Annotated in this window: 14 protein-coding genes and 7 tRNA genes; 5 read left to right on the top strand and 16 right to left on the bottom strand. The window is 45.3% G+C overall.

Annotation, left to right across the window (positions count from 1 at the left end; genetic code table 11):
- Positions 1–84: 84 nt before the first annotated feature.
- The 5 genes from EKG39_RS08400 to EKG39_RS08380 all read left to right on the top strand — a co-directional run bounded on the left by EKG39_RS08400 (position 85) and on the right by EKG39_RS08380 (position 6476).
- Positions 85–831, top strand: coding sequence for a YebC/PmpR family DNA-binding transcriptional regulator (locus EKG39_RS08400; RefSeq protein WP_126505253.1), 747 nt, complete (start codon positions 85–87; stop codon positions 829–831).
- A 3-nt stretch (positions 832–834) separates the two neighbouring features.
- Positions 835–1356 (top strand): crossover junction endodeoxyribonuclease RuvC, encoded by a 522-nt coding sequence (ruvC, locus tag EKG39_RS08395; protein WP_126505252.1) that lies wholly within the window; start codon positions 835–837, stop codon positions 1354–1356.
- The gene (ruvA, locus tag EKG39_RS08390; RefSeq protein ID WP_012142377.1) at positions 1353–1970 is read left to right on the top strand and encodes a Holliday junction branch migration protein RuvA; all 618 of its coding nucleotides are present in this window, start codon (positions 1353–1355) and stop codon (positions 1968–1970) included. The genes ruvC and ruvA overlap by 4 nt, the downstream gene beginning before the upstream one ends.
- 23 nt (positions 1971–1993) lie before the next feature.
- On the top strand, positions 1994–3010 hold the full coding sequence (gene ruvB, locus EKG39_RS08385) for a Holliday junction branch migration DNA helicase RuvB (RefSeq protein WP_126505251.1): 1017 nt from the start codon (positions 1994–1996) through the stop codon (positions 3008–3010).
- 943 nt (positions 3011–3953) lie between these two features.
- Positions 3954–6476 (top strand): TonB-dependent receptor plug domain-containing protein, encoded by a 2523-nt coding sequence (locus tag EKG39_RS08380; RefSeq protein ID WP_185817556.1) that lies wholly within the window; start codon positions 3954–3956, stop codon positions 6474–6476.
- A gap of 87 nt (positions 6477–6563) precedes the next feature.
- On the opposite strand, the gene gloA is transcribed toward EKG39_RS08380, so the two are convergent.
- From gloA to EKG39_RS08300, 16 genes are all read right to left on the bottom strand, one after another.
- A complete protein-coding gene (gene gloA, locus EKG39_RS08375) occupies positions 6564–6974 on the bottom strand; it encodes a lactoylglutathione lyase (protein WP_126505250.1) in 411 nt (136 codons plus the stop codon).
- Between the two features lie 364 nt (positions 6975–7338).
- On the bottom strand, positions 7339–7977 hold the full coding sequence (gene nth, locus EKG39_RS08370) for an endonuclease III (RefSeq protein ID WP_126505249.1): 639 nt from the start codon (positions 7975–7977) through the stop codon (positions 7339–7341).
- Positions 7978–8009: 32 nt separating this feature from the next.
- Positions 8010–8720 carry an electron transport complex subunit E gene (locus EKG39_RS08365; RefSeq protein ID WP_425470146.1) on the bottom strand — a complete coding sequence of 237 codons (711 nt, stop codon included), beginning with the start codon at positions 8718–8720 and terminating at the stop codon, positions 8010–8012.
- Positions 8717–9355, bottom strand: a complete 639-nt coding sequence (rsxG, locus tag EKG39_RS08360) for an electron transport complex subunit RsxG (RefSeq protein ID WP_126505248.1) — start codon at positions 9353–9355, stop codon at positions 8717–8719. The genes EKG39_RS08365 and rsxG overlap by 4 nt, the downstream gene beginning before the upstream one ends.
- Positions 9356–9372: 17 nt before the next feature.
- Positions 9373–10425, bottom strand: coding sequence for an electron transport complex subunit RsxD (gene rsxD, locus EKG39_RS08355; protein ID WP_126505247.1), 1053 nt, complete (start codon positions 10423–10425; stop codon positions 9373–9375).
- A 3-nt stretch (positions 10426–10428) separates the two neighbouring features.
- Complete coding sequence (gene rsxC / locus EKG39_RS08350) at positions 10429–12957, bottom strand: electron transport complex subunit RsxC (protein WP_126505246.1); 2529 nt, start codon at positions 12955–12957, stop codon at positions 10429–10431.
- Positions 12951–13520 (bottom strand): electron transport complex subunit RsxB, encoded by a 570-nt coding sequence (gene rsxB / locus EKG39_RS08345; RefSeq protein ID WP_126505245.1) that lies wholly within the window; start codon positions 13518–13520, stop codon positions 12951–12953. The genes rsxC and rsxB overlap by 7 nt, the downstream gene beginning before the upstream one ends.
- 2 nt (positions 13521–13522) lie before the next feature.
- A complete protein-coding gene (gene rsxA, locus EKG39_RS08340; protein ID WP_012142388.1) occupies positions 13523–14101 on the bottom strand; it encodes an electron transport complex subunit RsxA in 579 nt (192 codons plus the stop codon).
- 119 nt (positions 14102–14220) lie between these two features.
- Complete coding sequence (locus tag EKG39_RS08335) at positions 14221–16119, bottom strand: EAL domain-containing protein (protein WP_126505244.1); 1899 nt, start codon at positions 16117–16119, stop codon at positions 14221–14223.
- A 131-nt stretch (positions 16120–16250) separates the two neighbouring features.
- Positions 16251–16326: transfer RNA gene (locus EKG39_RS08330), tRNA-Asn, on the bottom strand.
- A gap of 35 nt (positions 16327–16361) precedes the next feature.
- A tRNA-Asn gene (locus tag EKG39_RS08325) sits at positions 16362–16437 on the bottom strand.
- Between the two features lie 36 nt (positions 16438–16473).
- Positions 16474–16549: transfer RNA gene (locus EKG39_RS08320), tRNA-Asn, on the bottom strand.
- 25 nt (positions 16550–16574) lie between these two features.
- Positions 16575–16650 (bottom strand) — tRNA-Asn (locus tag EKG39_RS08315).
- Between the two features lie 37 nt (positions 16651–16687).
- Positions 16688–16763: transfer RNA gene (locus EKG39_RS08310), tRNA-Asn, on the bottom strand.
- Between the two features lie 40 nt (positions 16764–16803).
- Positions 16804–16879: transfer RNA gene (locus tag EKG39_RS08305), tRNA-Asn, on the bottom strand.
- A 52-nt stretch (positions 16880–16931) separates the two neighbouring features.
- Positions 16932–17007, bottom strand: a tRNA-Asn gene (locus tag EKG39_RS08300).
- Between the last annotated feature and the right edge of the window lie 75 nt (positions 17008–17082).

The following is a 17082-nucleotide window of genomic DNA, read 5'->3' as shown; positions in this document are numbered from 1 at the left end:
ACCAGATCGGCCGGGTGAAAGCCCGGCTGTTTCGTGCCCCTGTATTGAACAGATTAACCGGGCTCGAATTAAGGAGAGTGAGATATGGCAGGTCATAGTAAATGGGACAATATTAAGCATCGCAAAGCAGCGCAAGATGCAAAGCGCGGCAAGCTTTTTACAAAATTCATCCGTGAACTTACCGTTGCTGCCCGTGAAGGCGGCTCGGATGCCGATTCTAATCCTCGTCTTCGTGCCGCTATTGATAAAGCCTTATCCAATAACATGACGCGCGACACCGTTGAGCGTGCGATTAAACGTGGTGCCGGCGAACTCGATGGTCAAGTATTGGAAACCATCATGTATGAAGGTTATGGTCCTGGTGGAACGGCTGTGATGGTTGAAACCATGACAGATAACAAAAACCGTACTGTATCGGGTGTTCGTAATGCATTTAGTAAGTCGGGGGGCAATTTAGGTACAGATGGTTCAGTATCTTATCTCTTCGAGAAGCGAGGCGTTATCTCCTATGGTGAAGGTGCAGATGAAGACACCATTATGGATGCTGCACTCGATGCCGGTGCCGACGATGTTATCACTAATGATGATGGGTCGATTGATGTATTTACCACTCCAGAGGACTTCGGCGCGGTTAAAGATGCGCTGGATGCGACCGAACTTGTGGCTGTCAATGCCGAAGTGACTATGATCCCATCGACGAAAGCCGAACTCGATGCCAGCACTGCACCAAAATTTATTCGTTTAATCGATAACCTGGAAGATCATGATGATGTTCAGGAGGTGTACCATAATGCGGATATCTCTGATGAGATCATGGAATCCTTAGATTAAGACATGTCTATTATTCTCGGTGTGGATCCAGGTTCAAGGATCACCGGTTATGGTGTGATCCAGTGTATTGGTAGGCACCAGAAATATTTAGGAAGCGGCTGTATTCGCACCGCTTCTGATGACCTACCTTATCGACTTAAACAGATTTTTGATGGCGTTTCTGAAATCATACGTCAATATCAGCCAGATGAGTTTGCCATTGAGCGAGTCTTTATGGCGAAGAATGCCGATTCGGCACTTAAACTTGGTCAGGCTCGCGGCGCTGCAATCGTTGCTGCAACCAATGCCGATCTGCCGGTAGCTGAATACTCCGCAACTCAGATAAAAAGCGCGGTTGTAGGAACGGGTAAAGCGCAGAAATCTCAAGTTCAACATATGGTTCAACAGATCCTCAAATTACCCGCCGCTCCCCAGGCCGATGCCGCTGACGCATTAGGTGTCGCTATTTGCCATTTTCATACCAGCCAAAGTTTAGTCGCTTTGGGGGGAAGAGCCAACGCCAGAACTTACGGACGTTACAGATGATTGGTCGTTTAAGAGGTTTACTTGTTGAAAAACAAGCACCTGAAATTTTACTCGAAGTGCAGGGCTTAGGTTACGAAGTCCAGATGCCATTAACCAGTTTTTATGAACTTCCTGAACTCAATCAAGAAGCCATCGTATATACCCATTTCGTGGTGCGTGAAGATGCCCAACTGCTTTATGGTTTTATCACCAAACAGGAACGTGCACTTTTTAGATTACTGATAAAAACCAATGGGGTAGGGCCAAAGCTGGCTCTGACCATACTCTCAGGTATGACCGCAAGTGAATTTGTTGCCTGCGTCGAACGTGATGATATCGCGACGTTAGTAAAATTGCCCGGTGTCGGTAAGAAAACCGCCGAGAGATTGTTAGTAGAGATGCGTGATAAGCTTAAGAGTCTTATGGAGGCATCGGCAGGCTCGGAGCGTGAGTTCATGCTCAAGTCTAATTATACTCCCGCACCTGTGATTAATACCGCAGAAGAAGATGCCATTGCGGCACTCTTATCGCTCGGGTATAAGCCTGCACAGGCAAGTAAGGCCGTCTCAGCTGTATATCAAGATGGCATGGACTCAGAGACATTGATTAAATCGTCGCTGAAATCGATGTTATAAACTGAGTAAGTGAAGAGATACTAATGATAGAAGCCGATCGTTTAATCCATGCTGAGCCCCAAGGGCCTGAAGAGCGTGATGAGCAGATAGACAGGGCGATGCGTCCTAAGTTGCTCGACGAGTATACGGGTCAAGATGATACCAGAGCTCAGTTAAAGATATTTATCAAAGCGGCGCAAAACCGTGGTGAGGCACTGGATCATATGTTGATCTATGGACCTCCGGGGCTTGGAAAGACAACATTGGCGATGATTGTCGCCAATGAGATGGGGGTAAATATTAAATCTACCTCGGGTCCGGTGCTGGAAAAAGCCGGCGATCTTGCTGCATTACTGACTAATCTTGAGCCAGGTGATGTCCTGTTTATCGATGAGATCCACCGTCTTAGTTCGGTAGTCGAGGAGATCCTTTATCCGGCTATGGAGGATTATCAATTAGATATCATGATTGGTGAAGGCCCGGCAGCTCGTTCAATTAAATTGGATCTGCCACCCTTTACACTAATTGGGGCTACTACGAGAGCGGGAGCGTTAACTTCGCCATTGCGTGCAAGATTTGGTATTCCTCTCAGGTTAGAGTTCTATAACACCAAAGATCTCAGTTCAATTGTATCTCGTTCGGCAAATGTCCTCGAACTGCCCATAGATGACGAAGGGGCCATAGAGTTGGCCAGGCGCTCACGTGGTACGCCGCGGATAGCCAACCGTTTGTTGCGACGTGTACGAGATTTCGCGGAGGTTAAGCATGATGGCGAAATCAATAAATCAGTGGCAAATCTGGCATTAGATATGCTGGATATCGACTCCGAAGGTTTCGACTATATGGACAGGAAGTTATTACTGGCCATTATTGATAAGTTTATGGGAGGCCCCGTAGGCCTGGATAATTTAGCTGCCGCAATTGGTGAAGAGAGAGAAACCATCGAAGATGTGTTAGAGCCATTTTTGATCCAACAGGGCTTTATCCAGCGTACACCAAGAGGCCGTATTGCTACAGAGCGTGCGTACCGGCATTTCGACATCATACAACCCGAAAAATAGCTCTCAAATTTTCCAGAGGCCTTAAGCTTGTAGTCGTTAGGCCTCTGGTAGACAAATTGAAACTATTTCAATCAGCTCAACCAGAGCTAATCCCTCCACTTAACCTGACTCAACCTAACCCAGTTAAAGCCAATCAAATCCAACCTGACACAATCTACAGACTCCCCTTTTATTTTAATAGCTGACTGTAGTGTATTCTCAAACTTAAATGTGCTCCTAACTTGTCCTGACTAATAGTGACTTTATATACTTCTCTGGCAGTTAAAACAATTTAAGGCTCTACATTGTATCTATTTTATATGTCTTTTAAAGGTGAGCTATATTTATCGTTGATTTATAAGTTAAGGAGTTTTGTTAATGTTTATTTGTTGTGTAACTGATTTTAATGTTTGGGGCGGCTATTTAAAATCTGGCTAACAATATGAGATGAATTAAACTTTTTCACTCCAAAGGTATCGATGTGTTACTGCATTGTTTTGTTACAACTGCTTAATAATTTGATGTTTTACAGAATAACTAACTGTATGAAGGCTGAATATTTTATCAATTCAACAAACTTAACCCTGCAAAAGTATAAAATACTGTTTATAGGATCTCATCCTGCCTAATAATAAAATCACGTTTTGTGACGTGCGTCACACTTCTGTTGTTTGGCGTAGTTAGGGAAAAGTTACAGCTTGTGCAGCTTTAAATACTGTAATGTTTATCTCTTGCCAGTTATATAATCTATATAACTCAACTTATTAATAACTGGCATGTTCAGGTTAATACTTTGTTTACAATTTTTGTTATCTTGCGCAACTTATATCTGGGATAGGTTAACGATTTGGGTGATTGACTGTATTAAGGTGAAACTTCAGTATCAATTTCAACGCCAATAAATAAATCCAAAAGGCGTAATAAAAATAAATATGTATAAGCATAAGTTAGGGAGTAAATCTTAATGATAAGAACATCACTGCAATCGAGTAGTAAATTGGCTTCAGCGATAAAGCTTGGATTAATCGCATCGGTATCGACAACCGCTTTCACTGTATCTAATTCCGCTATCGCTCAGGATGAATCTGCAAATGTAGAACGCATTTCGGTCACAGGCTCCCGTATCCAACGTCAAGACATGGAAACAGCTTCACCGGTTACTGTTATTGATGCGGGCGCGATTCGTGCGGAAGGTTACACTTCAGTCGATGAAATTCTTCAGGCGCAACCAGCCATGGCTGGTATGGCTATGGGATCGACAACGAACAATGGATCCGATGGTGTAGCCCAGGTCGACCTTCGCGGTATGGGTTCAAGCAGGACCTTAGTATTGTTGAACGGTCGCCGTATGGTTAATTCAGGATCTGGCGCAGATAGTGCTGTGGACTTGAATACTATTCCTGTCGCTATGATCGCCCGAGTCGAAATATTAAAAGATGGTGCCTCCGCGGTATACGGCTCCGACGCAATCGCGGGTGTTGTTAACATCATCACCAAGAAAGACTTTGAAGGCTTCCAAGTTGACATTAATGGCGGCGCTACAGATAAGAGTGACGGTGAGAACATAGAGATAAGTGCGCTTTATGGTTTCAATACTGATACAGGTAACTACACCTTTGGTGCTGCATACTCAGACCGCGGTGGTGTGATGCAGGGAGATCGTGACTGGGTTGAGCCTGGTGCCAGCTCTTTCGTACCCGGCGGCTCGCTTGGCGGCAAGGTCAAAGAGGGTGATGAATGGGTAGATCGTACCGAAGGTTATGATTACACCAAAGATAGCTGGTTACAGACACCTAATACGCGTTACAGCCTGTTTGCTAATGCGACCCAAGAGTTGGGCAATGACATGGTATTTACCGGTGATCTGCTCTACACCAAGCGTAAGTCTAAGCAGATGATGGCACCTCAGCCTGCATCGGTAATGCTAGATGTCTGTGAAACCGGTCAAACCGGTAATTGCATTGAGTACACTCAGGCGATGAAAGATGGTGGAATCACACCGGATGATAACGGTCAGTTAGAGTACCGTCGTCGTATGACTGATGCGGGCAATCGTATCTATGAACAAGATACCGATACATTGAGAGTATCTGGTGGCTTAGCCGGCACGCTTGACGTTCATACCGGAATAGATTGGGATGTTGCCTATACCTACGGAAGCAACAAGGCCACAACTTGGGTCCACAACTCCATCAATGCGACAAAGATGGAACAGTCAATGTACGACAATACCGATGACTGGTTCAATGGCGATCCGTTAAGTGATGCAATCATTAACGATGTAAGCTACCTGGAGACGACAGATGGCGGTAATGACCAACATACTGTTTCGGGTGTGATCAGTGGTGAAGCATTCGACTTAGACGCAGGTGCTGTGGCTTATGCTATCGGTGCTGAATATCGCCATGAGAGTGGTTACTACACTCCAGATCAAGTGATTCAAAATGGTGACGGAACTGCGGCGCAGCAAGATCCTACGGACGGTAGCTATAGCGTATTCTCGGTCTATCAAGAGGTGAGTGTACCTTTCACCGACAAATTGACCGGTGAATTTGCACTGCGTTTCGACGATTACTCTACCTTTGGTAACGCGTCGACCTGGAAAATTGGCCTGACTTATGTGGCTACTGATGACTTGATGTTGCGTACCGTTGCGGCTACCGGTTTCAGAGCGCCTAACGTGAGTGAGCTATACGGTGGTAATGTTGGCTCTTATGATTACCTGAACGACCCATGGGGTAACGAACAGGATCCTCAAATATTAGTTAACTATACATCTGACGAAGACCTGCAGGCGGAAACTTCCGAGTCCTATACTGCTGGTTTAGTCTATTCTCCTAGTTATGTTGATGGCATGTCTGTGACGCTTGATTACTGGCGTTTTAAGATTAAAGATGCAATTTCGCGCCTTGATGTACAGGCTGGCTTGGACTCTTGCTATGCCGGTGATGCGACAGCGTGTGAAACCTTTAATATCACACCTGGTGGCGACCTATCCAACCTGACTAACCCGTTAACTAACGTAGGTTATCAAGATACCAGTGGTATCGACTTTAACCTGGCTTATAACTTTGAAGGTTTAGGTTTAGATTGGAAGATTAACAACGACCTGACTTATCTGCTCGAGTTTGAACAAGATGGTGTCGACTATACAGGTACTATCGGCGGTATGTTTGGCGGATATGCAGAAGTTAAGAATAACTTTAGCATCCAGGCAGGTCAGGGTGATTGGAGCATCATGTACTCAAACCGCTATATCGGTGAGATGACCGATATTAACTACGGTGATGAGGTCGAATCAGTGCTTTATCACAACATTTCGGGTATGTATCACTTCAGTGATGCTATCAGTGCGACACTGGGTGTTAAAAACCTCACCGATGTGGAACCTGTTATGGTGGCTAGTGGCAATACAGCTGGAACCGTACCAGAGGTCTACGACACTATCGGACGTCAAATTTACGGTGGTGTTTCATTCAAGTTCTAATGAATGGCTAACCGATAATTTGCTAGATAAAAAAAGCGCCGTAAGGCGCTTTTTTTATTCTTGAATTTGACCCGTGATGAAAAGGATTTAGCCAAGTCCTTTCTGCGCTGAGCTCATCTGGATAAGCTCGATTTTATAACCATCAGGATCTTCTACGAAGGCTATTTCTGTGCTCCCGCCTGCAACGGGGCCCGGTGCCCGAACAATCTTACCGCCGGCATTCTCGATGGCTTTACAACGGGCATAGATATCCTCTTCACCAATGGCGAGGTGACCGAAGGCATTGCCTTGATCGTAACTGTCGGTGTCCCAGTTGTGGGTGAGTTCGATCACGGCACTCCCCGTTGACTCATCGTCGAATCCGACAAAGGCCAGCGTGTATCGGTATTCACTGTTTTCAGATTTTCGCAGTAGCTTCATTCCCATGATTTGAGTATAAAAATGAATGCTTTTTTCTAAGTTACCAACACGGATCATAGTGTGTAAAAGTTGCGACATGGTTACCTCGAGTGAATTTTTATTAGTGGTTGGGATTATAATATCGATTGGTATCATACGTCTGTTTAAGTTTGGGTGATGCTCAGAAAAATAATGCTATTCATTAACTTGAGAACAGATCACACTTTAAACATTTATTGATTTGAATCTATGTTATTTCTTTAGATAATGCGATAGGAAACTATCTACTATCTAATGAGAGTCTTAAATGAACACAGAATTAAAAATGGCCGTCAGTACCACTGCTATCATTGCCGTATTTTTATCAGTTTTCTTCGTTTGCTTGTTCTGATACCAATTGGTTTAGACGCGAATTCAGATAAATAAAAAGCCGCTATGCGGCTTTTTTTGTTTCGGAGTCAGGTTACTCAGGATAGACTTTGTCTTTGAATTCACAAAGCTCTTCAATCAGGCAACTGCCACAGCGGGGCTTTCTTGCTATGCAGGTATAGCGTCCGTGAAGAATGAACCAGTGATGTACGTCGACCATAAACTCACTTGGGACAACTTTGAGCATCTTATCTTCGACATCGACAACATTCTTACCTATTGCAAATTTTGTTCTGTTAGCGACTCGGAAAATATGAGTATCGATAGCTATGGTTGGCCAGCCAAACGCGGTATTGAGCACTACATTGGCCGTTTTTCGGCCTACACCCGGCAGTGATTCGAGTGCTTCTCGATCCTCCGGCACTTCCCCATCATACTTTTCAATAAGTATTTCACAGGCTTTAATGACGTTAATCGCTTTGTTGTTATAAAGACCAATTGTCTTTATGTATTCTTTCAGGCCATCGACACCCAGAGCATGGATTGCATGGGCCGTGTTGGCAACCGGGAATAATTTATCGGTAGCTTTATTGACACTAACGTCAGTAGCCTGAGCCGAGAGCGTGACGGCAACGAGCAACTCAAACGGACTGGAGAAATTAAGCTCAGTTTCGGGATGAGGATTATTTTCTCTTAAGATTTCAAGGATCTTTATACGCTTTGACTTGTTCATCTCTTATTCTTTACTCTTGTAATAAATGCAGGTTAGCTAACTTTCGTTATTCTGGCACGCGTAACCGTTTCGGTAACAAGGGGGGCCGTAGTACGGTCTGCAATTTGCTTATCGACGATATTCTTGAACGCTATCAGGAAACCCATACCGATAAATGCTCCTGGTGGTAACATGGCGAGCAAGAAGCTGGTATCGACCTGCCAAAGATGAACTGTCAGGCTGGCCGCCCAATCGCCAAGTAGCAGATCTGCGCCTTCAAATAGTGTCCCTTGCCCTAAGATCTCACGAGACGCTCCGAGTACGGCAAGGACAAGCAGAAAGCCTAAGCCCATCATGAAGCCATCGAAAGCGGACTTAAGCAAAGAGTTGCGTGATGCAAAAGCCTCGGCACGTCCAATGATCACGCAGTTGGTGACGATCAGCGGCAGGAAAATGCCCAGAGAGAGGTATAGGCCGTAAGCATAAGCATTAATCAGCAGTTGTACACAGGTGACCAGGGCAGCGATTATCATGACAAATACAGGGATACGGATCTCTCGCGGAACATAAAATTTCACCAGTGAGACCAGAACATTCGAACCAATGAGCACGGCCATAGTAGCAAGCCCCAGCCCCAAAGCATTGGTCAGTGTCGCTGTGACAGCAAGCAGAGGGCAAAGTCCTAGCAGTTGCACTAAACCTGGGTTATTTTTCCATAGGCCCTGTATTGCAATCGTCTTGTATTCATTCAGCACACTATTCATTGGTAGTTAACCTCACAATTTGCAGGCCTTGCTAGCAAGGTATCTTTATTTGAATTGAAATACAGCAAGGCATTCTTTACCGCTTTAACGTACGCTCTGGGTGTTATGGTTGCACCGGTAAACTGATCAAAATCTCCGCCATCTTTTTTTACCTGCCAGAGTCTGTCTTTTGCATCTAGTATGGACCTATTATTAAAACCCAGTACCCAATCAGATTTTCTCAAATCAATCTTATCACCAAGCCCCGGGGTTTCTGAGTGTTTCAGAGTTCTTACTCCCAGTATTTCTCCCGCGGTATTGATACCTATGATGAGTCTGATATTACCGTTATAGCCATCAGGCGCCACTGCCTCTATTGCGATAGCGACAGGAAGATTCTGCATGCTTGCTATGTATGACGGCAAGGGCTCATCGATACCTAATGCGTCTTCATCATGAATAAGAATACAGTATTCACTAAGCTCATTATCATGAAGTTCATCGGGGACGATTTGATGTAATACTCGTCTTAATTCGAGTTGCTGTTGCAGCTTAATCTGCTCGAAGGTTTGCTGGTTGACTATCGCCACGAGTGCAGTGCAAAAAAGTGCAAATACACCCAGTAACAAACCGTTTTTTATCATAGATTTTTTCAAGTGAAACTCCGGTCTGCTTAAGTCGATGCTCTATGGCCGTAGGCCCTAGGCTTCATATAATGATCGATAAAAGGAGCGCAGAGGTTGGCTAATAAAATCGCAAATGCAAAGGCATCCGGATAGCCACCAAAAGTTCGAATGATGTAAACAATAATACCGATCAAGGCGCCAAAGACTAAACGGCCTCTTACGCTGGTTGCAGCTGTCACAGGGTCGGTGGCAATAAAGAAGGCGGCTAACATGGTCGCACCGGAGAATAGATGCAACAAGGGACCTGCAAAGGTATCAGGATTAAGCAGGTAGCCGACACTTGAACAGATAAACAGGGACGCTAATATGCCGGCAGTAATATGCCAACGTATGACTTTTAGTTTCAGCATCACTAAGCCACCGGCAAGATAAGCCAGGTTGACCCAAAACCAACCAACACCAAATCCATCTGAAAAGATGGCTTTAGAAAGGCTCTCGATTGTAGTCAGCCCCATGGCCAGATCAGTTTTGATTGTATCGAGTGGAGTTGCCATCGATATGCCATCAACCCCGAGTTTATAGGCATCGATCTCAGACGAGGAGGCCCCGGTGAAAACCATTTGTAAGCTATGAACTAAGTCAACCGGATGACTCGCTATCACCGAGGGGGCTACCCAACTCGTCATCTGCACAGGAAATGAGATCAGTAACATGACATAAGCGGCCATGGCTGGATTAAAAATATTATGTCCGAGCCCACCATAAAGTTGTTTGACTATCACTATCGCAAACAAGGTGCCTATCACAGTTACCCACCAGGGCGCTAAAGGTGGAATTGCGATGCCTATGAGTAAACCTGTAAGTAGCGCGCTGTTATCTTTGAGTGTTTGTGTGACGTTACGGGCTCTGAGTTTAAGCACTACAGCTTCACTGATGATTGCAATGCTCATGGCTAACAGGGCTTGGATGACAGTACCCCAGCCGAAGAAGTAACACTGCACTGCAACGCCGGGTAGGGCACATAACATGACCCGCTGCATTAAAGAGCTGGTTTGAAAACTACGACTCAAATGAGGCGATGAGGCTATCTTAAACGCCATCAGTTATTCCTTTTCACTTTCTGTTTTTAACATTGCTTTTTTAGCCTTTGCCTTGGCGACTGCTGCGGCTATCCTTGCTTTCTTATCATCGACGAGGGCAGGAGCCTCTTGTGATGCGTCGTTTGCGTCAACGAGCGCTGCCGGCTCAACTCCGCTATCGGCTTGGGACACATGTTGCGCCGCTTTTTTAGCCTTTGCTCTGGCCACGGCTGCCGCTACCCGTGCTTTCTTATCATCGACAGGGGGTGGTGCCTCTTGCGGCTCGTTGCTGACCTCAACCGAAGGTGCAGTGCTATCAGTGCTATCAGTTTCAGGGGCTTGCTGTGCCGTCTTCTTAGCCTTGGCTTTCGCCACGGCTGCTGCAATCTTAGCTTTCCTATCGTCGGCGGGGACTAGTGCCTCTTGCGGCTCGTTGCTGACCTCAACCGAAGGTGCAGTGCTATCGATGCTGTCGGTTTCAGGGGCTAGCTGTGCCGCCTTCTTAGCCTTGGCTCTGGCCACGGCTGCTGCAATCTTAGCTTTCCTATCGTCGGCGGGGGCTGGTGCCTCTTGCGGCTCGTCGCTGACCTCAACCGAAGGTGCAGTGCTATCGATGCTGTCGGTTTCAGGGGCTAGCTGTGCCGCCTTCTTAGCCTTGGCTCTGGCCACGGCTGTTGCAATCTTAGCTTTCCTATCATCGACGGGGGCTACCACATTTGGTGGTATATCAATTGCGTCAGCAGGAGTTGCCGGCTCATCGCTGCTATCTGTTTCAGAGGCTTGCGGTGCCGATTTTTTTGCTTTTGCCCTGGCAACTGCAGCCGCAATTTGTGCCTTCCTATCATCGGCCGCTGGGTTGGCCGCAGAAGACGTTGAATTTTCTGTAGCATCAGGTGCGCTCTGAGCGGCTTTCTTAGCTTTAGCACGAGCGATTGCTGCGGAGACATCCTTACGCTTGCTATCGGAGGTCTTTGCTGTATTAGTGACCTCCTGAGAGCCTGAGGCAGCCTTTTTAGCCTTAATTCTGGCCATGGCCTCAGCCACGGCATCTTTATCACTACCTGACATATTGGCCTTACGTCGTTCGGCAGCTTCTTTTTGCTTAGCTTCTCGGGCTAGTCTCTCATCTTCTAACCGCTGAGTTCTCAATTCAAACCTTTGCTTCGCAAGTTCGGCCTGTTTCTTCTCTTCAGCTTCCGTTTTAACTGCCGATTTGGCTATTCTGTAATACTCTACCAATGGGATATTACTTGGGCAGACATAAGTACAACATCCACACTCTATGCAATCGGCAAGATTGAAGTTAGCGGCTTTATCGTATTCTTTAGCTTTAGCATGCCAAAACAGTTGTTGTGGTAAAAGTAGAGCCGGACACACTTGAGCACATTCACCACAGCGCACACAGGGTAGCTCTTTTTGCTCCGGAGCCAGCTCTTTGTTATCGGGCAAGAGCAGGCAGTTACTACCTTTTATGATGGGAGCACTGTCATTGTATAGGGCGTAACCCATCATGGGACCACCGATAATCACCTTATCGGTTTCATTGCCTCTGAACCCTGTCTGAGTTAACAGATGAGATATTGGTGTGCCAATGGGGACCCAATAATTACCGGGGTTGGATGTGTTATTGCCTGTGACAGTGACAACACGTTCAATGAGCGGGTAATTTCTTAAGACTGCATCTTTAATCGCGTAGCTGGTTGCTACGTTTTGAACGACTATTCCGAGATGCGCCGGAATCGACCCAGAGGGCACCTCTTGTCCAGTTAATATCTGTATTAACTGTTTTTCCCCTCCTGAAGGATAGAGAGTAGGGACACTGGTTATCCTGACGCCCTCTTTGGGGAGTTGACTGCGGTTCAATGCGTGATGCATCTCTTCGATAGCTTCAGGTTTGTTATCTTCGATTGCGATAATCAGTCGTTTAGGTTGAAGCAGACGGTGGATGATGGCGATCCCTAAGCATATCGCATCACTATGCTCCCGCATGATCACATCATCGGCTGTGATGTATGGCTCACATTCAATGGCGTTGATGATCAGCAGTTCAATATCACTGGCTGGGTTAAGCTTGATATGGGTAGGAAATGCTGCGCCGCCCAAGCCTGCAATACCAGCATCTTGTATTTTCTTTAATATCTCTTCGTTTGACCAAGAGGCAATGTCACTCCAGGAAAGTGGGGCATGTATATTTGGATCCAGTGTATCAAGCCCATCCGGAGATATGACACAGCTTAACACCGGCAGCCCGGATGCATGATTGCTTGGGCGCTGCTCGATTTTAGTTACATGACCCGATGTCGGTGCATGTACGGATAGGTGACCAAAATGGGTACCGCGAGTTAAGGGCATACCCTTGGTGACGTAATCGCCTTCAGAGACTGCGAGAACTGACGATTCACCGACTTGATTCAGCGGAACCACATATTCATCGGCCAAGGCCAATGATGCAATACAAGTTCTATTTGAGAGGGTTTTACTCTCCGGAGGATGGATACCGCCAATTGAACGCCACAGTGTCCCTTTATCAATCTGTTCAAATAAAGTTAGCACTGGCAATCCTCATCCAAGGTTTTTACGGGAATAGCATTAAGCTTCCAATCCCAATTTTTAACGGTTTGCTCTACGGGTAACATATCTATGCAATCAACCGGGCAGGGGGCTACGCAAAGGTCGCAGCCCGTGCAGTAGTCGGTGATAACTGTGTGCATTAACTTACCGGTACCTAAGATGGCGTCGACGGGACAGGCTTGTATACACTTAGTGCATCCTATGCATTCATCTTCACGGATATAAGCGACTTTCTTGACTTGCACCTCTTCGGTGGCCGAAAGGGGCTCTGGTTCAACGCCAGCCATCTCAGCTAACTTTTCCATGGTGGCACTGCCACCGGGAGGGCATTTGTTGATCTTTTCGCCGTGGGCAATAGCCTCTGCATAAGGACGGCAACCAGGGTATCCGCATTGACCACATTGTGTCTGAGGCAAAAGCGCTTCTAATTGGTCGACAAGTGGATCACCCTCTACTTTAAATTTCTCTGCGGCAAAACCGAGTAAGATACCAAACAAGAGTGCCAGGATTGTTAGTAAAATTATTGCGATAAAAATTCCGGACATACTTATTTAACCAATCCTGTAAAACCCATAAATGCAAGAGACATAAGGCCCGCTGTGATCATGGCAATGGCCCCGCCTCTGAACGGAAGAGGGACGTCGGCTGCGGCAAGCCGCTCACGCATTGCTGAAAATAGGATCAGCACCAGAGAAAAACCGACAGCTGCACCAAAACCATAAATCGCTGACTCGATGAAGTTGTGTTTCTCACTGATATTCAGCAAGGCGACACCGAGCACTGCACAGTTTGTGGTGATAAGAGGAAGGTATATTCCCAGGGCCCTGTAGAGAGAGGCACTGGTTTTTTGAACAAGCATTTCGGTAAATTGAACCACAACGGCAATGACTAAAATAAAGCTCATCGTCCTCAGGTAGCCAAGCTCAAAAGGTAATAACAGATACTGATTAACTAAGTAGCTTAATACGGACGCGAGAGTCAGGACAAACGTTGTCGCCATCGACATGCCAATGGCTGATTCGAGTTTGCTGGAAACTCCCATGAAAGGGCATAAACCAAGAAATTTAACTAATACAAAGTTGTTGACCAACACAGTGCTGATCAAAAGCAGGAGATATTCACTCATCTCTTATTCATTTTCGAAGGCAATTATTCCCTCTATTATCGACTTTTCCGTGTCTATAAACAACACATAGAATACAAGGTTTTACTGAAACTGCTCTTTTCTTATGCTATCAATGAGACTTACTCAATCGTCTGTGCGGCTTGGGGTTGTGAAATATAGTAACCTTGTAAACCATCGACGTGCATTCTCTCCAGTACCAGCTTCTCTTCTTGACGCTCAACACTGGTAGCAATCACCCTGATCCCGAGTCTTCTGGCTATGTCTACGATCATCTTAATGAAAAACTTATTGTTAGTGTCCTGAACAATCCCATCGGTGTAGCTACCGTCGAGTTTGATATAGTCGGGCCTTACCTCTTTAAAGAATTTAAAGGAGGTAAATCCCATGCCAAAATGTTCGACAGAAACTCTGGCACCAACACTATGCATAGTTCTAACAAATTTATGGCTGGCAGATAAATTGGTTTGCATGCCTGACTCATTGACTTCAAATACCAATCTGGCTGCGATATGACGTTGCTTTGCAAGCAGATCTTTAATCCAGGCCACAAAACTATCCTGCATAATTGAAGAGGAACTAATATTTATGCCGTAGGCTCCTGACATGGCAGGGGTATTAATCAGCATCTTAATAGTATTTATTATGATGAGTTTATCGAGATCTAATATCATGCCGTGTCGCTCGGCCATTGCGATTACCGTTGTGGTAGGTAAAAACTTTCCTTCACTATTATAGAAACGGGTCAACAGCTCTTTATAAACTAAGACCTCGGTTCTACAGGGGTGGATTGGTTGCTGGTAAAATTTAAGGGCTTGCCTGTGAATCAGGTCATCAATGGCTTCTTTCCAGCGCGTGTCTCCATATACCTCGTCACCATTAAACTTATCCTGCATATAGAAACAGTTTGGCCCCAATGTCTGGGCAATGCTTACCGCCGTATCCGCTAGCGTGAGTAATTTGACCGTATCACTATCGTGTTGATAAGGCACAAGGCCAACATGAGCGATTGATTCGGTGTTCAGAGTTTGTTGATACTCGTCAAATAGCGTTTTTAACGATTCCAGAAATGGTATGCCATCTTTGAGGATCAGATCTGGAATGAAAACCGCAAAATCGGCTGTCGAAATTCTGAAGCATTCAGAGTTCGGGAGTTCACTCAGAGATTTACGAATACAGTTGGCTACCTCTGATAGGTAGTCGTCACCGGCTGTACGACCAAAGTTATTATTTATTTGTGCCAATTCAGAAGCTTTAACAATCGCCATCAGGCCAATGTGATCTTTACTCAGTTCAGAGAAAGATTCTAATTTTTGTGTAAATACGGTACGTGTGGCTAAGCCTGTTACAGGGTCTTGATAAGCGACCTTAGCCAGCTTTTCATTCTCATCGGCGGCTCGATCTATGTTTGTTTTGAGTTTTACTTTTAACTTTTCAAGCGCCACTCCGATAGGTTTTAACTCTGAGCCGAGTTTAGAGGCTTCGAAAGCATCAAATGAGTGATTTGAAAGACCTGAAATATAGGTAGCTGAGTATCTGATCGCCCGCTTAAGCCTTAACATCAAGAGGTAAAAAGTGATGGCCACAAGCAGATAGGCTGCTCCCAAGACGATTATCGCATTTTGAAAAGAAGATATTGTGGCATCGAGAATATCTTCTTTGAATAGCTTTATCTGTAGTCGCCCCTCTGTGAAAGTGCGGGTATCAGACATCTCTATTGGAAACAGGGATGCCAAAGGGTGATTAGAACCAGAAATCAACTCGCCTTGAGTAAGGTTATAGCTGCTATCTGTACTGTGTATATATTGAAAGAATTGAAACTTGTCATTTTTTTCCAATTCGGCCAAGAGTTCATTGCCACTGGAGGGTAAGGCTCGATCGGTATTAAAGCTGTTTTGATAATGCGCGAGTCTGGAATGGACTTTTTCTGAGAGTAGATTGGTTTGGTCTACGTATACGAGGAAACAGATACCGACGAAGAGGACAAATAAAAAGCTTTGGAATATTTTTGTTAAGCTCATAAAGAATCCATACGCAGAAATGAAAATTATATTAATTTTAGTAAATTCTGGAGGTTATTCTATCTGAAAACTAGGCAGAGCGAAAATTTAATGCTGATATTAGAGAGATGTGGGCATAGGAATGGTATAAGTGGCTCCCCAGACTGGACTCGAACCAGTGACATACGGATTAACAGTCCGCCGTTCTACCAACTGAACTACAGGGGAATCGATTTATATCTATCAAACAAGTTTTTCTAATTTGGCTCCCCAGACTGGACTCGAACCAGTGACATACGGATTAACAGTCCGCCGTTCTACCAACTGAACTACAGGGGAATCGAATTAAAGTTTTACAGTTTTTTCATAAACTAATGGCTCCCCAGACTGGACTCGAACCAGTGACATACGGATTAACAGTCCGCCGTTCTACCAACTGAACTACAGGGGAATTGCTAGTTTATTTTTTGAAAAAGTGGCTCCCCAGACTGGACTCGAACCAGTGACATACGGATTAACAGTCCGCCGTTCTACCAACTGAACTACAGGGGAATCGATTTTTCAAAGATGTTTATTATTAATAATAAAGTGGCTCCCCAGACTGGACTCGAACCAGTGACATACGGATTAACAGTCCGCCGTTCTACCAACTGAACTACAGGGGAATCGATTTTAATTTATCATTAACAAGTGCGTTTAATAATTTGGCTCCCCAGACTGGACTCGAACCAGTGACATACGGATTAACAGTCCGCCGTTCTACCAACTGAACTACAGGGGAACATCATTATTAAACAGGTAAACACCTGTTGTGCTTCATTTTAAAATAACTTTGGCTCCCCAGACTGGACTCGAACCAGTGACATACGGATTAACAGTCCGCCGTTCTACCAACTGAACTACAGGGGAAACGTTTAAGCTATTCGTCGTTGAAGACGGAGCGCATATTAAATCGCTCTTCATGATGAGTCAACTCGAGTAACA

This window comes from Shewanella atlantica, assembly GCF_003966265.1.
Taxonomy (GTDB): domain Bacteria; phylum Pseudomonadota; class Gammaproteobacteria; order Enterobacterales; family Shewanellaceae; genus Shewanella; species Shewanella atlantica.
This window is presented reverse-complemented; position numbering and strand designations above follow the sequence as displayed.

Coding starts and splice junctions, on each gene's coding strand:
- ruvA (WP_012142377.1), top strand. CDS start 1,353: ATGATTGGTCGTTTAAGAGGTTTACTTGTTGAAAAACAAGCACCTGAA.
- rsxA (WP_012142388.1), bottom strand. CDS start 14,101: ATGAGTGAATATCTCCTGCTTTTGATCAGCACTGTGTTGGTCAACAAC.
- rsxD (WP_126505247.1), bottom strand. CDS start 10,425: ATGGCGTTTAAGATAGCCTCATCGCCTCATTTGAGTCGTAGTTTTCAA.
- ruvC (WP_126505252.1), top strand. CDS start 835: ATGTCTATTATTCTCGGTGTGGATCCAGGTTCAAGGATCACCGGTTAT.
- EKG39_RS08380 (WP_185817556.1), top strand. CDS start 3,954: ATGATAAGAACATCACTGCAATCGAGTAGTAAATTGGCTTCAGCGATA.
- rsxB (WP_126505245.1), bottom strand. CDS start 13,520: ATGTCCGGAATTTTTATCGCAATAATTTTACTAACAATCCTGGCACTC.
- gloA (WP_126505250.1), bottom strand. CDS start 6,974: ATGTCGCAACTTTTACACACTATGATCCGTGTTGGTAACTTAGAAAAA.
- nth (WP_126505249.1), bottom strand. CDS start 7,977: ATGAACAAGTCAAAGCGTATAAAGATCCTTGAAATCTTAAGAGAAAAT.
- EKG39_RS08335 (WP_126505244.1), bottom strand. CDS start 16,119: ATGAGCTTAACAAAAATATTCCAAAGCTTTTTATTTGTCCTCTTCGTC.
- EKG39_RS08400 (WP_126505253.1), top strand. CDS start 85: ATGGCAGGTCATAGTAAATGGGACAATATTAAGCATCGCAAAGCAGCG.
- EKG39_RS08365 (WP_425470146.1), bottom strand. CDS start 8,720: ATGAATAGTGTGCTGAATGAATACAAGACGATTGCAATACAGGGCCTA.
- ruvB (WP_126505251.1), top strand. CDS start 1,994: ATGATAGAAGCCGATCGTTTAATCCATGCTGAGCCCCAAGGGCCTGAA.